The 15,637-nt window shown below is 59.7% G+C and carries 14 protein-coding genes and 1 pseudogene; 10 read left to right on the top strand and 5 right to left on the bottom strand.

All coding sequences use genetic code 11. From position 1 onward, the window contains the following. Positions 1–136 precede the first annotated feature (136 nt). Together FJ434_RS11875 and FJ434_RS11870 are read right to left on the bottom strand one after the other, a co-directional pair. Positions 137–955: a site-specific integrase gene (locus FJ434_RS11875; protein WP_246675970.1), complete on the bottom strand. Its 819-nt coding sequence runs from the start codon at positions 953–955 to the stop codon at positions 137–139. A 154-nt stretch (positions 956–1,109) separates the two neighbouring features. Continuing rightward, on the bottom strand, positions 1,110–1,400 hold the full coding sequence (locus FJ434_RS11870; protein WP_140714492.1) for a DUF982 domain-containing protein: 291 nt from the start codon (positions 1,398–1,400) through the stop codon (positions 1,110–1,112). Positions 1,401–2,262: 862 nt separating this feature from the next. Between FJ434_RS11870 and FJ434_RS11865 the strand changes: the two genes are divergently transcribed. The 5 genes from FJ434_RS11865 to FJ434_RS11835 all read left to right on the top strand — a co-directional run bounded on the left by FJ434_RS11865 (position 2,263) and on the right by FJ434_RS11835 (position 8,586). Further along, the gene (locus tag FJ434_RS11865) at positions 2,263–3,282 is read left to right on the top strand and encodes a sugar ABC transporter substrate-binding protein (protein ID WP_140714494.1); all 1,020 of its coding nucleotides are present in this window, start codon (positions 2,263–2,265) and stop codon (positions 3,280–3,282) included. Between the two features lie 73 nt (positions 3,283–3,355). Further along, positions 3,356–4,876 (top strand): sugar ABC transporter ATP-binding protein, encoded by a 1,521-nt coding sequence (locus FJ434_RS11860; protein ID WP_246678271.1) that lies wholly within the window; start codon positions 3,356–3,358, stop codon positions 4,874–4,876. A 13-nt stretch (positions 4,877–4,889) separates the two neighbouring features. Then, positions 4,890–5,915 (top strand): ABC transporter permease, encoded by a 1,026-nt coding sequence (locus FJ434_RS11855; protein WP_140714496.1) that lies wholly within the window; start codon positions 4,890–4,892, stop codon positions 5,913–5,915. Between the two features lie 826 nt (positions 5,916–6,741). Beyond that, positions 6,742–7,482 carry a hypothetical protein gene (locus FJ434_RS29765; RefSeq protein WP_181165893.1) on the top strand — a complete coding sequence of 247 codons (741 nt, stop codon included), beginning with the start codon at positions 6,742–6,744 and terminating at the stop codon, positions 7,480–7,482. 366 nt (positions 7,483–7,848) lie between these two features. Beyond that, the gene (locus FJ434_RS11835; RefSeq protein WP_140747059.1) at positions 7,849–8,586 is read left to right on the top strand and encodes a LysR family substrate-binding domain-containing protein; all 738 of its coding nucleotides are present in this window, start codon (positions 7,849–7,851) and stop codon (positions 8,584–8,586) included. A 53-nt stretch (positions 8,587–8,639) separates the two neighbouring features. Here the strand turns inward: FJ434_RS11835 and FJ434_RS11830 are convergent, their stop codons facing one another. Then, positions 8,640–9,080, bottom strand: coding sequence for an Lrp/AsnC family transcriptional regulator (locus tag FJ434_RS11830; RefSeq protein WP_140508126.1), 441 nt, complete (start codon positions 9,078–9,080; stop codon positions 8,640–8,642). A gap of 134 nt (positions 9,081–9,214) precedes the next feature. Between FJ434_RS11830 and rocF the strand changes: the two genes are divergently transcribed. Continuing rightward, on the top strand, positions 9,215–10,147 hold the full coding sequence (rocF, locus tag FJ434_RS11825) for an arginase (protein WP_140747056.1): 933 nt from the start codon (positions 9,215–9,217) through the stop codon (positions 10,145–10,147). 2 nt (positions 10,148–10,149) lie between these two features. Beyond that, the gene (locus FJ434_RS11820; protein WP_140747053.1) at positions 10,150–11,205 is read left to right on the top strand and encodes an ornithine cyclodeaminase; all 1,056 of its coding nucleotides are present in this window, start codon (positions 10,150–10,152) and stop codon (positions 11,203–11,205) included. A gap of 139 nt (positions 11,206–11,344) precedes the next feature. Here FJ434_RS11820 and FJ434_RS11815 read toward each other — a convergent pair. Then, a pseudogene (locus FJ434_RS11815) lies at positions 11,345–11,731 on the bottom strand (leucine zipper domain-containing protein); the annotation flags it as partial. Positions 11,732–11,960: 229 nt separating this feature from the next. Between FJ434_RS11815 and FJ434_RS11810 the strand changes: the two are divergent. Continuing rightward, complete coding sequence (locus FJ434_RS11810) at positions 11,961–12,317, top strand: thermonuclease family protein (protein ID WP_246675973.1); 357 nt, start codon at positions 11,961–11,963, stop codon at positions 12,315–12,317. Positions 12,318–12,627: 310 nt separating this feature from the next. Here the strand turns inward: FJ434_RS11810 and FJ434_RS11800 are convergent, their stop codons facing one another. Continuing rightward, positions 12,628–12,945, bottom strand: coding sequence for a YMGG-like glycine zipper-containing protein (locus tag FJ434_RS11800; RefSeq protein ID WP_140508130.1), 318 nt, complete (start codon positions 12,943–12,945; stop codon positions 12,628–12,630). A gap of 237 nt (positions 12,946–13,182) precedes the next feature. On the opposite strand from FJ434_RS11800, the gene FJ434_RS11795 reads away from it, so the two are divergent. Then, complete coding sequence (locus tag FJ434_RS11795; RefSeq protein WP_140508132.1) at positions 13,183–14,748, top strand: recombinase family protein; 1,566 nt, start codon at positions 13,183–13,185, stop codon at positions 14,746–14,748. Then, positions 14,745–15,608: a plasmid partitioning protein RepB C-terminal domain-containing protein gene (locus FJ434_RS11790; RefSeq protein ID WP_140714508.1), complete on the top strand. Its 864-nt coding sequence runs from the start codon at positions 14,745–14,747 to the stop codon at positions 15,606–15,608. Before FJ434_RS11795 ends, FJ434_RS11790 begins: the two co-directional genes overlap by 4 nt. Positions 15,609–15,637 lie beyond the last annotated feature (29 nt).

The following is a 15,637-nucleotide window of genomic DNA, read 5'->3' as shown; positions in this document are numbered from 1 at the left end:
ATGGCCAGAGCGCACCCTCCGGGCCCACCATAACCATTGATTTCGTTGATGAAAACTGGCCTCGGCCCAAAATGTTTTGGGCCCTTTATGGCCCGGGTATGCTGTGGCGGCCACCTTTTGTTCCAGCTCGATCTGATCACTTGACGACTCGGACTGCCGCTCGGCGCTTCATGGCGTCGCGTTTGGCCTCGCGCTCGTTGATCGCACGAGCGATGTCGACCGCGATCCGCTTCTTGTTTGCCTCAAGCACGTAGTCGTCCGTTACGGTCATAGAGGAATGCCCCATTGCCTCCATGATGGCGTGCGCCTGAACGTTGCATTCCGCGAGGTATGTGCCGAATGTACGGCGCAAACCGTGAAGCGTGTACCCGTGGGGAATTTCCGCCTGGCGCGTCCAGTGCTGCATCATCCCGCTCAGGCTCTTCTCCGAGAAGGCCCGTCCGTAAGCATTTTTCAGGACGGTGCCACCCGCCGAGCGATCGAGTGGTTCCAAGGCCGCCGCCAGTTTGTCAACGATTGGAATGAACATCTCTCTTCCGCCGTGGCGATTGCGATTCTTCTTCTGACGAAAGCCAAAGGCTTCGATCAACTCGAGCGAACCGTCGAACAGTTCAATCTCCTCGGCTACGAGATCCTCCCACTCCAAGGCGGCGACGTCGCCGCGACGGTTTCCGAGCCAAAAGCCTAGGGCATAGCAGGTGCGCGCGGCCGTGCCGACTGGATGCCGTGCCTCGAACTTCTCGCGAACCGCAATCGGCCAAGCGGGATTCTTGGTGGATCTAGGCACCCGCACGCGGATGGACAATGCGGGATCGTTTTGCGGCTTGATCCACTTCTCGACCTCAATCGCGACCCATAGCAGTTTCTTGATGGCGACCAGCATGTGTTTGGCAACCGTGCGGTTTGTCGCAAAGATGCCTTCCGTTAGGCGGTTCGCCACGGTCGTGCCTTGCACGAATGTCGTATCACCCCTCTTTGCCCTGGAGCCGTACAACTACAGCTATCAAGGATTGGCCAGTGGCCGAACTGCAGACCGTGCGGCGCCGGATATCATGGCGCGAACTCTATCCGCTGCGGCCCGACCTGCGGCCGGTGAATGAGTGCCATGCTCAAGCTGTCAGCCACTCATCAGCAGCACGTGCCGCCGCCACTTCGAGCGCGTCGGGCGCGAGGATGCCGCGGGCAAGCGCAAAAGCTTCGAAGGCAATGCGCGCTGTTTCGACGTCTTTGTCACCGACCAAAGCAGATTGGCAAACACAGAGCGCGGCTGTGAATGTCGGGCTGCGGCTGCCCGGCCACTCATTCAGCATTTCGTAGGCCTCCACTACCGACACAATATCGCGCGGGAAGCCCATCCCGACAAATACTGGAACGGGCTTTGAAAACAGTTCGGGTCTCATCGGTGACTCCGTTGATTTGCGTGCCGAAACAACACGCAAATTGTAGAGTGGTTGCGATGACCTCGACAGTAGACCAAACGGGTGTATTGACCACTTCCCACCTGCGCCCAATGGAGGTCTCCCTGCGCCAGCAACGCCTTTTGGGAGACCGCGTCTGCCGCTTCGCGCGCACTATTTAGAGTGAAATGTTGAGGCCAAAAACGCAGGAGGCGAGGCTAGGCTTTGAGCGAGTGCGGGCCATTGGATCATGGCGGCTGTCGGTCGCAGCGCATCGATTTATCGATCGACGCAGGCGCGCGTCTTCACACGCCGCAGTCACGTCAGGAACGATGGCAGGTCGGGACTCAACAGGCTGGCCAAATCAGCGGCCCGGTTGCATCGGGGGGACTAGCTTCTTCGGGGAAGTGCAACCGGGCCACACCGGTTTCCTCCCGGCAATCCAACCATGATGGCGAAGCGGGATGAATACAAGCCATCTCTACAAGAGTTGCGGTGCCGACCAGGCATGCCACCATTCGGCGGCGGAGCTATCCGGAAGACTTACTTGCATACCCGTCGAGCCTGGGACCTCCTCTAGATTGTGCAGTCTCCTGACCCGGAGCACCGCCTCGCCTGAGCCCGTGTTCCAAGAAGGAGGAAGCCCGCTGCGTGTAGCGTACTGGAGCGGGTCTTTGCGTCCTCGGTCATTGCTTTGTCGATCTTAGGGAATGGTCGGTTCCTGAACGCGCCAGGGCTGTAGTGCCACTAACCCTGGATTCCGTGAGGATGCCGAACGACGTTGTCTCGGAACCTTGACCACAAGATCGGCGGGGCCATAATGGCCGTATGGCTCGCACTTCCATGAGCCATACTGGGAGGAATTATGAAAAACAAAATAGACGATGACCGACGCAATCTTCTGACCTTAGCGGCTGTTGGCGGTGCCGCTGCACTTCTGGGCGGCTTCGGGATCAGCCAGGCTCGCGCCGCCGCCACGGCCTCCGGGCGTTCCGAAAAACCGCTCAAGGCAGCGTTCTCCAACGCCGGACTTCAGGCGACATGGTGCGCCCAAGGTAAGGCAGCGGCGGAATACTGGGGCAAATTATTCAACGTCGAGGTGACTTGGTTCGACGGGGAACTCGATGCCGTAAAGCAGCGCGCGGCGATCGACAACATGGCTTCCCAGAAATGGGATTTCGTGGCGATCCAGGCCTTTGGTATCGGCACGCTGGTGCAGCCGGTGCAAAAGATGATCGACGCCGGGATCCCTGTCATCGACATGGACACCCTGATTGCGCCACTCGACAAGATCAATGTGCACAGCTTCCTCGCGCCTGATAATGAATTCATGGGATCATCGGTGACCCAGGCGCTCATCACCGCCATCGGCGGCAAGGGCAAGGTCATCACCACGCAGGGCGCGCTCGGCCACACGGGCGCCCAAGGGCGAAACCGGGGCTTCGAATCAATCGTCAAACAGCATCCCGACATCGAGGTTCTGGAAAACCAGCCGGCCGACTGGGACGTCACCAAGGTGGCGCGGCTATGGGAGACCTATCTTACGAAATATCCGCAGATTGACGCGGCCTATTTCCACAACGACGACATGGCGCTTGCAGCGTACAACGTCATGAAGGCCCATAACCGTATCAACATCAAGATCGGCGGTTGCGACGCCATGCCCCCTGCCATAGCCGCCGTTGCCGAAGGGCGCATGCACGCCACCGTGCGCAATCCGTCCTGCCGTATTCATGGCGGCGCCATTGTAGCCGGCGTCGCCGCGGTGACAGGTGGCGAGAAGTCAGGCGAAGGAATTCCGAAAAGCGTCGTAACCGACGGTCCCGTGGTTACCAAGGAGAATGCCTCCGGCATGCAATGGATGGAAGACCATTTCCTGATCTGATCTTCGTCCCAAATGGCTGGCGGATCATCCGCCAGCCATTCGCGCAGCACTGGAAAATCGCCACGCGGACAGAATGAACGCTCAAGCTGAAGCCTCCGTGCGAGCGGTCGCGCCGCGCCTTCGCATGGATGGGATATCGAAATCCTTCGGCGGCGTGGTGGCGCTGCAGGATGTGGATTTCGTGTTGCGCGCCGGCGAGATCCATGGGCTCGTTGGGGAAAACGGCGCCGGCAAATCAACCCTGATGAAGATCATCGCCGGTGTGCACGCCGAATATAACGGCCGCATGTTCATCGACGGAGAGCAGGTCCATTTCCGCTCGGCCCGTGATGCGCTTGCGGCGGGCATCGGCATGGTGCATCAGGAACTGAGCGTCGTTCCCGATCTCACAGTTGCCGAAAATGTCTTTCTTGGAAAACAGCCGACGAAGGCGGGACTGATCGATTGGTCCGGTATGATGGCCGCAGCCCGGGAACAACTCGCCAATCTTGGCATCGAGGTCGATCCCCGCGCGTCGATGGGATCATTGTCGATCGGCCTCCAGCAACTGGTCGAACTCGCCCGCGTGCTCTTCTCGGGAGCGCGGATCATCATACTAGACGAGCCTACCTCGGCGCTGTCGCCGCCAGAGGTGCATCGCCTGTTCGAGGTGCTTCGCGGTGTTCGTGCGAGCGGCCGCAGCATGATCTTCATTTCCCATTTCCTCGACGACATCCTATCAGTTTCCGATAAGGTGACCATCTTCCGCAACGGGCGCCGTGTTGTTACCGAAGCCGCGGCCTTGATCGACAAAGGCTGGGTTATCGAACGTATGATCGGCAGCGGTCACGAGGAGCTGGAGGAAAGTTATACCGGCGCGATCGCACTTAATAGCAAGTCCGCGGCGCCCGTAATCCTCTCGGCGCGAGGTCTTGCGGTGGGGCGCGCCTTCGCCGATGTGTCGCTTGACGCGCGGGCCGGCGAGATTCTCGGCATCTATGGTTTTATGGGCTGCGGCCAGGTCGAACTGGCGCGGACATTGTTCGGCAAGCTCAAGCCGAGCACCGGGACGTTGTCAATTGAGGGCGCGGCGAAACGTTTTCGCAACACGGCGCACGCTCGCCGCGCGGGAATCGCCTTCGTGCCGGAGAGCCGCCGTTCCATGCTGTTCTACCAGGAACCGGTCTATAAAAATGTCTCGATCAGCGTGCTTGGCCGCATCTCGCGCCTCTGGTTGAAGCCGGCAGCGGAGCGCGAGATCGCCAGCCGCCATGTTGAACTGCTGAATATCCGTCCGTCGAATGTAATGGCGCTGCTCGCCAGTCTTTCCGGCGGCAACCAGCAGAAGGTCGCGCTGGCGAAATGGCTGACATACATCCCTAAGGTGCTGATCTTGAGCGAGCCGACCCGAGGCATGGATGTTGGCGCCAAAGACGATGTTGTGAAGATCGTACGGGCGCTGCGCAACCAGGGCCTTGCTGTCATTGTTGTCTCGGCCGAGCCCGAAACCGTCCTGTCGCTCGCCGACCGTATCATCGTCATGAAGAAAGGCCGGATTGTGCACGAGTTCGCCGGCGAGACGATCAGCAAGGACCGGCTGCTCGACGCGGCTTGAGGGAGAACGCCAAATGACAATGCAGGTTCAGGAAGCCGTAAAAGGGTCCCCGTCGCGGGCTGGCGCCTTCCTGCGCAACCGGATGCGCAACATTGCGCCTTTCGCGACGCTGATCATCCTGCTCGCGTTCTTCAGCATCGCCAGCCCATCTTTCCTCAGCGTCGACAACGGGGTCAACGTGCTGACGCAGATTTCCGTCACGGGCGTCATCGCGGTGGGGCTCACTTTTGTCATCCTCTGCGCCGAGATAGATCTTTCGGTAGCGGCTATCGCCAATGCTACCGGCATCGCCGTTGCCTATTTCACGATGCAGGAATCCTACGTCAACATTCCCAACCTCCCCCTGCCGGGCTATGCGGCGATCGGGTTGGCGCTGCTCATCTGCGCCTTCCTGGGCCTGGTCAACGCCTTCGGCACGACGCTGATTGGAATTCCCTCGTTCATCATGACACTTGCCATGATGCAGATCGGCGCTGGCATTTGCGCGCTTCTGGTGCGCGGTCAGATCGCCTATGCGGTTCCCGATCTGGTTACGATGATGGGTTCCGGCACGATAGCCGGCTTTCCGTGGATCATCATCGTGCTGGCCGTATTCCTGCTGGTCGGTCATATCGTTTTGACCTACACGCGCTTCGGCCGATACGTCTACATGGTCGGTGGCAACCGCGAAGCAGCGGAATATTCTGGTGTCAACGTTAAACTGGTCTTGGGCGCGGTGATGGTCATTTCGGCGGTCTGTTCCGGTGTCGCCGGGATGATTGGTGTGGCCCATTTCGGCAGCGCCCAGCAGAACGAGTTCGACGGCTATCTGCTTGACGCCATCGCAGCGGTGGTGGTCGGTGGCACCAGCCTCTTTGGCGGCCGTGGCGGGATCGGCAACACGATCATCGGTCTGTGCATACTGGGCGTCCTCAACAATGGCCTCGATCACGTTCAGATCGACAGTTTTTTGAAAATCCTCATCCGCGGCATCATTCTGCTCGTCGCACTGATCATCAATGTCTATGTGCAGAATCTGCGTGATCGTCAACGCATCTGATTACCGGCGGTTGCCAAGGCACCTAAATGTGCAACTTCCTCCAGACACTCGGCGGCGCGAGAGCTGCCGGGATTTGCGCCCAGGTATGGAGCTTCGGCCGGCCTGCACCTCTGCCAGACGTAGCAGGGCGATCATAGGAGCGATTTCAGTTCCGGAGCTGCGTGAGTGACTTAGTGGTGGTCAATCGAGTTCGATCCAAGCTGGCGCAGGGTCGCTTGGCTTGTCCCACCCGCGCAACTCGACGTCCACGCCGGCATTGCGGAGCTTGTCCGAAAGGGAAGGGCTCACGAGCAGATGGTCCATTCGGAGGCCGGAGCTTCGATCGTAGCCGCCCCGGTATGAGAAGTTCCAGTAGGTGCTGCTTGCGTATCGGCTAACGGCAGCTCGTCTTACCTGGATCACCAAAAGCGGGCGGACTATTTTCCGCCAAGAATGCGCCATTCCGATTTTGCGATGGCAGGTGCTGCTCATTTTGACCGCAGCCACGGGCAGTTGCCCACTCTTAGGAAAAGACGCTTGGGGCAATCGCTCGCTCCCGCAGCTGTGAGCAAAGTTCGGTCCACGACGGATCAGAAACGAAACTGCTCAGACCTCCACAGGCATCAGCGAAAGGCATATCGCCGAAGCGGTCGATGACCTCCCTGGTTTCGCCTATGCTGCCCTTTCGGATTGACTCGAATGGATCCTCATCGCATTCAATGACGCGATGCCCCCAAGCTCCTGGCACATCATCGCTCGCGAGAGCGCGTCGAAGGTCCGCATCCATGTCTGCGGTCTCTAGAGCCCGACAAATGACGTAGCGCATCAGGGGATAGTAGACCGGCTGGTGACTGCCTCCGAGCGCGCGCACGCCGGGCAGGATCGACAGGACCAGAAACATAAGGAGCAGGTTGGGAATAAGGCTGCGGTTCGCCAGCCGCTCAATGATATCGGGAGCCGCGAAGCGAGCTACCTTCGTTCTGGTCGCCAGATTGATGAGTTCTCCACCCACCATGCGCAGCGGCAGGCGCTTTCCGTTTTCATAGTACCAAAAGAAATCGGTACCGCGCGCGAGCCAGCCACCCCAGGGGCCAGCCGCCAGCCTGTCGATCTCGTCAAGGATATTCAAAGCCAGCTTTGGGCTTTCATGTACTCGCCCAACAGACCCAAGCAGATCGAGTTCGTGACCCAGCACCTCAAGGAGGGTGGCATCTTCGTCTTCGTCGAAAAATTCAGGGCGGCCGATGAAAGCGACTACCAGCGTCGAGAGTACCAGAAGGATTATGGCTTCAAGGCGAGGTACTTTCCCCCGGACGAAATCGCAAAAAAGAAGACGGACGTCCTCGGGACCATGCTCAACAATGAGGTGACGCTGGCAGAGATGGCGCGCTCCGTAGGTGCGCATTTCAAGTACTGCACGATGACGTGGAACAGCGGCAATTTCTACAGCCTTGCGGCGAGCAACAGCAAGGAAAATCTCGACCTCTACGCTTCACAGATGTCAGCGCCCGCCATTCCGCATGAATATGTCTACGAGACCAGCGTATCTGACGCAGCGACGATCGCCATAACGGACAATCCGATGTGACGCAGCCATGGGGTGGCAGCTGCGCGAGGCTCCAGGCGGGCAGGCGAGACTGTTGATCCGCCTGAGTGCCGCCTGTCCGCAATACGGATCCGATCGCATGGCGGTGGGACAGGCGCCTCCTGCAGCGATGGTCACGAAGCTCGAGGGACATGACGCGGAACGGGAACGCCATCCAGTTGCTGACCTATGCTTTTGCGGCCATGGATCACGGCAGCTTGCGTCAGGCCGCAAGAGCCCTGAGAGTCCAGGAATCCTCGGTCAGCCGCAACGTCGTCAAACTCGAACAGCTTCTCGACATGCAGCTGTTCGAGCGCGATGTGCGCGGCGTTCGCTTGACGAAGACAGGCCGCGCCTGGATCGAAAACGGTGCGGGCTCACTACGACGGCCTGCTCGATGCTTTCGCCGAGGGTGTGCGCGATAACAAGGATGCCAAGACACTCAGGATTGGGCTGTGCTGGGTGACAGGAGGAGAATTCCTCAAACGCCTCATCGAGCGTTTCGGCAAGCTGTACCCGGACGTAAGGCTGACCATTGAGGATGTCCCATCGGGCCAATACCTTTCTGCAATACGCCGCAGGCGCTTCGACCTTATGTTCACACATCACATTGGCACCTCCAAATTCTGCAGCAGCGAAGTGTTCTGGCAAGAGCGCCTCTTCGTGCTCCTGCCGTCCTGTCATTCTCTTGTCGAGAGGCCGGTGCTCAGATGGTCCGACCTCGCGGACATGCCTCTGCTCGTCCTGGTTGGGGTGGAAGGGCCGCCGTCGGACCTGTGCCTGCTCGAACGCATTGCGGCCGATGGCGGGCCGGCCATTCATACGTGTCGCGCGAACCAGGCGACAGTCATCTTCCAGGTGGGACTGGGGCAAGGCGTCACTTTAGCCGCGGCGAGCTATGCCAGGACAGTCGCCACCGATTCTGCCCTGTGGAAGCCGCTTCGCGGGAAAAACAGCGTCAGTTCGATCAGGGGCGTGTGGCTAGAATCGAATCCAAAGCGTGCCGTCCTCCGGTTCGTCGGGCTCGCCAAGAACATGGCGGAGGGAAGTCCAAGACGGCGACGCGCGAAGCCCGCAAGGTTTATTCCGGGGGCTACGCCCAGCTAGGGTCAGGACTCATTGATCCAGAAGATGAAGACTGCAGCGAAAAGTCGACATACCTAGGTTAACCGCGCTCGGGTCGTGCGCGGTGTGGCCAGGAGAAGGCTGGTTTCGCTGCCTGTTATCCCGGCAATGAGCCGGATGCGGCGCAGCACCGCATCGAAATCAGTCAGCGAGGCGGTCCCAAGCTCGACAACCAGATCCCAGCGGCCATTGGTGGTATGGATAGTCGAAACTTCGGGGAAGCCCCCCAGCGTCCGGACCACGCGGTCGGCGGCATGCCCCTCGATCTCAATCATCATGATACCGCGAATGCGCTGGTCGACAGCGTCAGCGCGCAGCACCACCGTGTATCCGATGATGTCGCCGGACCGTTCCAACCGCTCCATACGTGCCCTGACCGTAGCGCGCGAGACGCCGAGATCGACGGCGAGATCCGACACGCTGCGCCGAGCGTCATGCCGAAGCAAGGTAACGAGCCGTTCGTCCAGCGCATCCATCGAGTTACCATTTTGACCAATTTTGCTGCCATTACAATTAAACATTGTTCCCGAATTGCCAATTCTGCCCGTTCATATCGCCGGCTCGCCATGGTCTCCTCGCGGGTTATAAGAACTTGGCCGCGGGAAAAACAATGCGTTGCAAAATCGTCGGGGCGCCGGTGCAAGACGGCGCTGGCAGAATGGGATGTGAGATGGGGCCGAGCGCGCTGAGAACCGCCGGACTTGTCGAGGTGCTGTCCAGCCTCGGCCATGCGGTGGAGGATATGGGCGCCGTCCAGGCAATCCCGGTAAGACGCGTCGTGCACCGCAACCTGGCGCTGAAGGCTCTGCCTGAAATCTCGGCGTGGACATCCGCCATTTCCGAGGCCGCCTATGCGGCGAGCGAAGATGCCATGCCGATCTTTCTCGGCGGCGATCATTCAGTCTCAGCAGGAACCGTATCGGGCCTTGCCCGCCGCGCCGCCGCGACCGGACGCCCGCTGTTCGTGCTGTGGCTGGACGCTCACCCGGACTTCCACACGCTCGACACCACCGCGAGCGGCAATCTGCATGGTGTTCCGCTCGCCTACGCCAGCGGCCAGCAGGGCTTCGCCGGTTATTTCCCGGATTTGCCGGCAGCGGTCGATCCGTCGCGTATCTGCACGATGGGACTTCGAAGTGTCGATCCGGCGGAGCGCAGGGCCCTCAACGAGGCAGGCGTGATCGTGCACGACATGCGCGCCATTGATGAGCATGGCATCGCGCCGCTGCTGCGGGACTTCCTGGCGCACGTGTCTGCGGAAGCCGGACTGCTGCATGTCAGTCTCGACGTCGACTTCCTCGATCCTTCGATCGCTCCGGCAGTCGGCACCACGGTTCCCGGAGGCGCGACGTTCCGCGAGGCGCATCTGGTGATGGAGATGCTGTCTGATAGCGGGCTCGTCTCCAGCCTGGACCTGGTCGAGCTGAATCCCTTTCTGGACGAGCGTGGCCGAACCGCGACGCTGATGGTCGACCTGACGGCCAGCCTGATGGGCCGCCGCATCATGGACCGCCCGACCCGCAGCCATTCCGGGAGCTTTTGATTATGACCACGGCAAAGCTGAACGTCGTACCCTTCGTCAGCGTCGATCGCATGATGAAGCTGGTGATCGCAATCGGCGTCGAGCGCTTCCTGACCGAGCTCGCCAGCTACATCGAGGAGGATTTCCGGCGCTGGAACCTGTTCGACAAGACGCCACGGATCGCCTCGCACAGCCATGACGGCGTTATCGAACTGATGCCGACAAGCGACGGGCGCCTTTACGGCTTCAAATACGTCAACGGCCATCCGAAGAACATGCGCCAGGGTTTGCAGACGGTCACCGCCTTCGGCGTACTTGCCGACGTCGGGAACGGCTACCCGATGCTGCTCACCGAAATGACCATCCTGACCGCCCTTCGCACCGCCGCCACGTCTGCGGTCGCCGCCAAGTACCTGGCGCCGAGCGGAACGCGCACTATGGCCGTCATCGGCAATGGCGCCCAGTCGGAATTCCAGGCGATCGCCTTCAAGGCGCTGACCGGCGTCGATACGCTGAAGCTGTATGACCTGGATCGGTCCGCGTCACAAAAATGCGCGAAGAACCTGGCTGGCATGGGCTTTGACATCACCATCTGTGGGACTGGACAGGAGGCGGTCGAAGGTGCGGGGATCATCACCACCGTCACCGCCGACAAGCAGTGCGCCACCATTCTCACCGACAACATGGTCGGTTCCGGCGTCCACATCAACGCCGTCGGCGGCGATTGCCCCGGCAAGACCGAACTGCACAGGGACATCCTGCTGCGCTCCGACATTTTCGTTGAGTTCCCGCCACAGACCCGCATCGAGGGCGAGATCCAGCAGCTGGATCCAAACCATCCCGTGACCGAGCTCTGGCAAGTGATTGCCGCCAAGGCGCAAGGCCGCCGAGACGCCAAGCAGATCACGCTGTTCGATTCAGTCGGCTTCGCGATCGAGGATTTTTCGGCGCTGCGCTATGTGCGCGACCAGCTGCAAGCGACCGGCCTCTATGAGGAACTCGACCTGTTGGCCGACCCCGACGAGCCGCGCGATTTGTTCGGAATGCTGCTGAGGGCGGCTCTGCAACCCGCTGCGTGAGGAATTTTGCCATTCGACGGGTCGGCGCAACCGATGGGAAGCCGACCTCAGCGGTCATTCCAAGTCAGCGGTCATTCACGACTGTCGCGGGATCTTTCATTCATATCGACTCATGACCGACTTCATGCGGCGGGGATGGCTCGCGCTCGTAGCGTAGCACCGGCTCGGCCAGCTCCAAGTCCGTCAGTCGCGAAAGTCCGCACGCGCAAGCACCCGGCTCACCGTTGCTGGCGAACGCCAACCTCATGCGCGATATCCTGACCGGTGAGGCGCTGGCGCCGCAGCGCCACGATCCGCTCAACGATCGGCGGTTCGGTGGCGCTGGGGATTTGCTTGGGTCGCGACGAGCGGTCGGCCATGCCGGCCGGCCCTCAGCTTTATAGCGCTCGACCCAACGCGCCACGATCTTCGCCGTCACCGCATATTTCAACGCCGCTTGGGCTTGAGAAAGGCCGCCTTCTATCGCCGACAGCGCCATCTCCTCTCGACGCAGCGGCGTCAGACGGCCATTCTTATGGATGTTCATTCGGACGCTCCGGTGAATCTAGACTTGATAACTCCAGTCTTCATAGTCGGGCCGAATGGATGATCTATGGAAAGCTCACAACTAGATGACTGAGCAATTGCCTAGCGGCGCCTGCCTGTTAACCGCTGCACTACTTATCCTTCCTCTGCCTGCCACGGCCGCGCCGCTGTCAGGCGTCCCCTCTGTCATCGACGGCGACACCATCGAAATTCACGGGCAGCGAATTCGCTTGAACGGCATTGACGCGCCCGAAAGCGCGCAGCTGTGCCTTGACGCCGCCGGCAAGAAATATCCTTGCGGGCAAAAGGCATCTCTCGCGCTGGCGGACTTTCTCGAGGCGCATCGCCCGACATCCTGCATCGAGGTCGACCGCGACCAGTTCAGGCGCATGGTGGCCGTCTGCACGGCAGGCGGTGTCGATATCGGCGAATGGGTGGTCAAGAAGGGCTATGCGGTCGACTGGCCGAAATACGGTGCTGGCTTCTATGACAAGGCCGAGACTGACGCCAGGAAAGCCAAGTACGGCCCATGGGCAGGATCGTTCGACAGGCCTTGGAAATGGCGCAAGCAAATGACTGTCAACTAGGTCAGCCATTCGACGGAGATCGCGTCCTCCCGGCTCAAGCAGGGAGGGCGCGTCGCGCGACTTGCGGTTGGCGGCTTCGAGGAAAACCGTGAAGGCTTCGATCTGGCGGATGCTCAGCCAGTTGCGGTTGTCGTAGCGAAGCAGCCGCTTCACTACATGCCCGCCGCGATTTTTCAGGGCACCGGCAAGGCTTATCATGCTCGACCTCCTGCTGCCCGCCGCAAAACCGTCATATCCCGCAAAGCGTACAACGGAACGACGGTGTGTGTGAGCCGGCGTTAACGCGCCGGCTCACACAGTCGGAAGCTCATCAATAATTGCCGTTGTAGTAACGGTCGTCGCAAGGCGCGGTGTAGATGCGGCCGTAACGGTCCTGGTAGCGGCAGAGCTGGTCCTCCCGGCGCTGCGGGGTGGTGGCGGAGCCGACGACGGCGCCAAGCAGCGCGCCGCTGGCCGCGCCGATGACTGTGCTCTTAGTATTGCCGCCGATGGCCTGGCCGACGAGAGCACCGCCGGCGCCGCCCAATAGCGCACCCGTGGTGGCGCGCTGCTGGCCTTCGGTCTGCGACTGGCAGCCCGCGAGTGCCGCGGTGACCAGCACCGCTAAAATAGCCTTTCTAACGATCATGACTGGAACTCCTATGAAGCCCCGGGAACTGACAAGCGGGGGGCGATGGCCCGAGTGCGGCTGCATTGCGGCGGAACGGCGGCGCGCCGGCTCACGAAGTGAGACAAGGTTTGCCGGTAATTGAAAGCCATGGTTTCCAAAGCGGAAAGCTAGCCGGACGGACGATTCGATTAAACTGGACTGGAATTGCTATGCGCTGACCGCTAGGATTGACAATCGTCCCGATGGTGCAAGGCGATGGACAAGGTTGCTGCGGCCCGCGAACCTCCTAAGGAGAGGAGAAGGGTTCGCGCGGCTCAATATGTACGAATGTCCACCGAGCACCAGACTTATTCCCTTGAGAATCAGAAGGATGCAATCCGCAGTTATGCCGAGGTCATGGCGTACGATATCGTCGCCACCTATGAAGATCCCGGCCGTAGCGGGTTGCACATAGAAGGCCGGCCCGGCCTCAAGAAGCTGCTGTTCGACATTGAACACGGACTCGCCGACTACGAGACGGTCGTCGTTTACGACGTGAGCAGATGGGGCCGGTTCCAAAGCGTCGATGAAAGCGCTTCCTACGAATATCGATGTCAGATGGCGGGTGTACGGATCGAGTTTTGCGCCGAGCAATTCGCGAATGATGGCACCGTCGGATCCGATGTACTCAAGGCCATAAAGCGCAGCATGGCTGCAGAGTACAGCCGGATGTTGTCACAGAGGGTCTTTTTGGGCCAGGTGAGGATGGCCCGCATGGGCTTCCACGTAGGCGGCATGCAGGGGCTCGGACTAAGGCGTCTGATGGTTGACCAGTTCAGACAGCCAAAACTCATCCTCGCCCGCTACGAACACAAGAATTTCCAGACAGACCGGGTGATCATCGTACCGGGGCCACCGGAAGAGATAGCCACTGTTCGATTGATCTTTCGCCTGTTTGTCCGGTCACGCAAAAACGAACCTCAAATCGCAAAAGATCTGAATGACCGGGGGATCCTGAATGACTTCGGCCGGCCTTGGAAGAGCCAAGGCGTGCGCCGTGTCCTGACCAATGAGAAATATATCGGGAACAACGTTTGGAATAGACGATGCACCAAACTCAAAACCAAGGTTGTGTACAATCCCCCGGACCAATGGGTCAGAGCGGACAACGCCTTTGAACCTATCATCAGTCGCCAATTGTTCGACAAAGCACAGCAAATATTGAAATCGCTTTATCTTCACATGAGCGATGACGATATGCTGGCAGCCCTACGAAAACTCCACAAACGTCATGGGAAACTGTCTTATGACATCATTAACGCAGCGCCCGAATGCCCTTCGAGCTATCGCTATAGCGCGCATTTCGGAGGTCTGCTCGGTGCATACAAGCTGATCGGTTGCCTGCCGCCCAGAAAGTCTCATTTCATCGAAATTGACAGGCGCCTCAAGGCTATCCGCCATCGCGCAATGGAAGACCTGCTGGTCGCGATCGAACAGGTAGGCGGCCGAGCTTCCCAAGGCCCTGAAACGGAGCTCATCCGCATCAATGGCGAGTTGACCTTAGCGCTCGCGATCGCCCGGTGTCGCGTTTCGCATTCTGCCTATCCCCGCTGGTCTTCGAGGGCCGTGCGAGAGGCCAGGGCGGATATTTTCGTTTTGATCCGAATGCAGCCGGGCAATCTGATCATTCGCGATTACCTGATCGCTCCGACACACGAAATCTCTGAGTTTAAAGGAAATTTCCATGTCAACAATGGAATGAAGCTGGATGCGTTTCTTTTCCGATCACTAGATCCGCTCGTTGCGCTGGCTGAGCGAGCATTCGTAGGGAACGCCGCATGAAGGTGCGCCGCGTAGTTTTAGGCTTGGAAGCCGCCGACCTCATTTTGCAAAATAACCGCACAAGACACGCAGCGCTTTTGGAAAAGATGCACGAGCCCAACAGATGGTTCACCGGTCCATGGCTGTGCAAAACCTATCAGGCTGAATGCCAAAGAACGCGGGACATGATCGCCGAAGCGAGTATCTCTCGGCATCTGCTGGAGACGATCACAGAGGTGTTTCGATATCCGATTAAGCAGGAATCGTTCCGTCGCCTGCTATCGGCCGAAAGCCTGGCCTCTGTGCCGAAGGCCCTAACCGAAGGGCCTACTTTGAACCTGCTCGCGGACAGTTCAGCGCCAAGGCCGCTGGTCAATGGAGTCTCTCCCGAGGCTCTCGATCTTTTGCAGGATTGGAATGTGCCTCCACAGGTCTTCGCGTCCTTGCGCAAGATGGTTCCGGAAAGGCAGCTCAAAGCGGCAAGGCTCATGATCGCCCTGAAGAGAATGGGCTTCCACTATGCGCAACTCCTCTCAACGCTCACTCCGGCGTCGCAGTTGGCGGATCCCTTCGTGCCGAGAAAGAAGTTTGTCGGGGTGACAGCCGACCAGCTGGCCGCCATGGAAGCTGAGTTTGAATTGCTGAACGAAGAATTTCTGTACTGCGCAAGCCTTCGTGGCACCTGGGCGCTGGAGTTGATGGTGGCAAGGCTCTATCTCGACCGTCTGATGGAAAACGCACGGGTGGTCAGACACCTTGCGCGGGATTTCCCGGAGCAGCTCGGGAGGTTCCAATCGATACTGGACATTCCAGCAGGTGGGGAAGCTTTGACGAGCCAACCGGTAAAAACCGGGCTAAAGCGCACGCATTTCGTCTTTTGAGTTGACGCCTTCGGGCAAGATGCAGCCCG

The sequence above is a fragment of the Mesorhizobium sp. B2-5-13 genome (genome assembly GCF_006440535.1).
GTDB lineage: Bacteria > Pseudomonadota > Alphaproteobacteria > Rhizobiales > Rhizobiaceae > Mesorhizobium > Mesorhizobium salmacidum.
Note: the sequence above shows the minus strand (reverse complement) of the source record. Positions and strands in the feature narration are given on the sequence as shown.